The 270-nt window shown below is 38.9% G+C and carries 1 protein-coding gene; it reads right to left on the bottom strand.

Annotation, left to right across the window (positions count from 1 at the left end):
• Positions 1 to 139 precede the first annotated feature (139 nt).
• The coding region (locus SB822_RS57395; RefSeq protein WP_410859148.1) for a DUF3967 domain-containing protein at positions 140 to 270 on the bottom strand (131 nt) is incomplete at its 5' end.

The following is a 270-nucleotide window of genomic DNA, read 5'->3' as shown; positions in this document are numbered from 1 at the left end:
ACCTCAAAAATCTCCACTGCTGCAGGAGTGATTTCCACCACTTCTTTGGGGTCATTTTTTTGCTAGGCTTTGCCTAGTTCCACACCATAAGTGGGGACAAAAACCCCTTATGCTCTTTTCAAAAAAATCCATCTATATGCTATCTCCAAAACTGCCACCAAGATTTTTTTTGCCCTTCCTTTTCCTCTTGTTTCGTTGATGCAATTAATTTTTTCGTTTCTTGTGTTTCTCTTATGGCCTCTAACAGCTTTTTATCTCTTTCAAGAAGAC

Source organism: Paraburkholderia sp. SIMBA_054 (assembly GCF_046534875.1).
GTDB lineage: Bacteria > Pseudomonadota > Gammaproteobacteria > Burkholderiales > Burkholderiaceae > Paraburkholderia > Paraburkholderia hospita.
This window is presented reverse-complemented; position numbering and strand designations above follow the sequence as displayed.